The 3375-nt window shown below is 43.9% G+C and carries 1 protein-coding gene; it reads right to left on the bottom strand.

Going from position 1 to position 3375, the window contains the following annotated elements; translation table 11 throughout:
* Positions 1 to 3375, bottom strand: a 3375-nt coding sequence (locus tag H6G86_RS37995; RefSeq protein ID WP_190938708.1) for a PAS domain-containing protein, incomplete at both ends; no start/stop codon positions are given.

Raw genomic sequence — 3375 nt, 5'->3', positions numbered from 1 at the left:
CGGAGTGCTGATACGGATCGCCGCGCCCCTGCTAGCCCAGCGCGTGCTAGTTCCTCAATCATTTCCAGATGTACTTGGGTTGCTTCCGGATCATCCGCCAGCACCTGTTCTGCTGCTCTAACCTGAAGCAGAATACCTGTGAAGGATTGAGCCAGTGTATCATGGATTTCTCGCGCCATCCGGTTGCGTTCTTCCAGAATTGAGGCTTCCTCGGCGCGTTTTTGTTCACGCAGCGCAGCGTTTCGCTGTTCGCTAACGTCGAGAATCACACCCAACATTCGCACAGGCTGTCCAGATTCGTCATATATGCCTCGGCCTCGGCTGACCAACCAGTGAATACTACCATCCGGGTAAATCACTCGATACTCAGCTTCATAGTCGGTTTGGGTTCTCAGGGCTGCCATAATCATTTGCTCAACCGAATCTATATCCTCTGGATGAATTCGATCACGCCACGCCTGATAACTGCTCTCTACGCTACCGGGAACAAACCCCAGCAATTGGAAGTGGTTATCATCCCAGTCCACGATATCCTCTGCGATATTCCAGTTCCAACTGCCGATGTAGCTGAAGTTCATGGTCAGTCGGCGTTGCTCTTCGCTTTGTCGCAGGGCATTTTCAATTTGCTGGCGTTCTTCAATCTCCTGCGAAAGCAGCAACGTTCGATCAGTAACCTGTTGTTCTAAGGTTTGGTTGTAGTCGGCTAGTAATTTCTCGGATTTTTTACGCTCGGTGATGTCTTGAAATGCGGCGATCGCATAAACCACCTTGCCCTGTTCATCAAAGACGGGAGTACCCCATGCCTCAACTGGAATGGTTGTGTTGTTTTGGTGAATATCTGCATCATCAGCCCTCGTGCGCTCGCCACTCAACGCCCGAATGATTGGCAGTCTCTCTGTTGGATAGATTTGATTCGTTCCCGTCACATATAGTTGATAAACCTCTGAAAGTTGCTCCGGTGTTGCGGCAGGATCAACGCCTTTACCCAGCAGATCAATTCCCTGCTGATTGAAATAGTAAGGGCGACCGGCCGCGTCAATGACGCCAATTCCCACCGGAATCGCTTCTAGAAATTGAGCCATTTGACTTTCGCTAGCGCGGAGCCTTGAATAAAGTTTAGCATTTTCAATTGCAATCGCAGCTTGAGTGGAGAGTAGATTCAGAACTTGCGTTCGCTCTAGTGTAAATACTCCAGTTGCTAGTTTATTTTCTAAATACAATACGCCCACTAGCTTACCTTGATTCAGCAGAGGTAAACATAAAATTGATTGAGTTTGATTGTGTTGAATATATGGCTCATTGATAAAATTACCTTCACGAGTAGCATCATTTAAGATCACACATTCATGAGTACGAATAACATAATTAATAATTGATTCAGGAAGATAATTTTTAGTTGGGATAGATTGTAGGACTTGCGTAGCACAAACCTGCTCACCATCATTCAGTTCACAAGCAGCTTCGATCAACCATTTTCCTGAGTTTTCCAAGATCAAAAACCCTGTTTGTGCGCCAGCATTTTCGATTAATATCTTCATCAAGGAACGGAGCAACTGATCTAGTTCAATTTCACGAGAAATCGCTTGGGACGCTTTCATCACCGCCGCCAAATCGAAAACGATATCTGAGTGACTAGAGGTGCTTCCAGAAGTAGTGCGAATTGGCGTGTAAGCCACACTTGATGATTGAGGAAATATCTGTGGGTAGCGAGTTTCTAAATCTTTGACCTTTGCCGTTGCTCCCCAGCGTTCATAACAGTAGTGTGCTTCTTTCATATAGGTTTGGGCAAACTTTTCCCTACCACGAGATAGGTAAAACTTGGCAGCTAATTCGTATGCTAAGGCTTCTTCTTGAAGATACTCGTTGTCTCTAGCACCTTGAATGGCTTGTTCGTAGAAATCTTCTGCCTCAAACCACTGCCCCAATACTCTTGCAGTTTCAGCTTGCACTAAATAATATTTATGTAAATGATTCATAGGCGCATAATGTGACCATAGCTTCATTTTCTCCTGGCTAATCGCAACTTTCTTGAGGATTTCCTCCTGCACTTGATCGTTGCTATCAAGATAGATTGCAAGTCTTGCCAGAGCATCATAGAGATAGTACAAAGGCTCAAGGGGAGTGCCCGTTAGTCTGATCAAATAACTCTCCGCCAGAACCGCGTTTTCAACAGCTTGAACAGATTCAGAAAATAGATAGCACAGGAAAAGCTTGTTGAAATGTACAGTAAAAATAGTGCTTCCATCATTTACCGCTTCGTATTTTGGCAGTTCATTCTCTTCATTGTAAGATTCGCCGATAAGCCGGATTGGATTTGCCGAGTATCCCATCAAGTTTATGATGACTTGTCGAAATATTTGATTCCAAGTTAGTGCTGTTTCTTGTTTTATTTGGTGGATTGCTTCACCATATGTCACCATAGCGTGTTCAACTTCTAGGAGTTCTTTTCCATTGGCATAAGATTGAAAGCAATAAGTATAAGCACAATAGGCGGCAGACTCTAAATCTCCAGTTTCTAGACCAATTTGATAGCCTTCTAGTAACGGCTTTAATAGAACTCTTGTATGTTCTTTCCAATGGATGATGAAGTCATTTACGATCAGCAAGCTTCTAGCTTTGAGTGCATAGGTATAAGGCTGTGACAACAGCCGTAGAGCAAGCTGTCCAAATTGGTAGCCAAACTCTATATTTTCGAGCGTTCCACAAAGAACTAAACCAAAGGTGGCATAGGCCAAGGGTGACACAAACGCATTGCCATACTGGATGGACAAGTTGACTTGTTTAGATGCAAGCAGAGGTATCAAATTAGGGTCAGCAATTTGGGCAGCAATTGTAATGCTGGATAGGATTCGCATTGCCGCTAGCTTGTCCGGATCTGTCATCTCCGGCAAATGGATCAAGTCCTCGATTTGCTTCTCACTTAAGAGAGAAGTGATTGTATCTAGTTCAAGACAAATATCTGACTGAGTTGGCTGTTTGGGCAAACTAATCCCCAGTTGCTGCAAAAATTGCAATGCCGTATTGATTGCTTTTAATGGCTGGTTCTGTGAAATGTCAGTTTTAATTTTAACTTCATACACTTTCACGGTGTCAAGCACATCCCTGGCTTCTTGCAGAACGATCGCCACCCAGTATTCTACCTGCTCAAAATCGCCACATAAGTACGCGAATTCTGTTGTTTCTAAATATAAATCTAAGGTCAAGTCATAGTTTGTTTGCCAGCTAGAAGCTGCTAGCCAAACTCTTGCTGTGGTTAAATATTTTTTCGCCACATTATAGGCGATCGCAGCTTTTGCTTTCTGTCCAGCGATTAAATTTAATCTAGCAATTTCATTGCGTTCGGGTTGATCTGCAACAAGCTCAATTCCATGATTA

It is taken from the genome of Nostoc sp. FACHB-133 (genome assembly GCF_014698055.1).
In the GTDB taxonomy this organism is placed as follows: domain Bacteria; phylum Cyanobacteriota; class Cyanobacteriia; order Cyanobacteriales; family Nostocaceae; genus Nostoc.
Note: the sequence above shows the minus strand (reverse complement) of the source record. Positions and strands in the feature narration are given on the sequence as shown.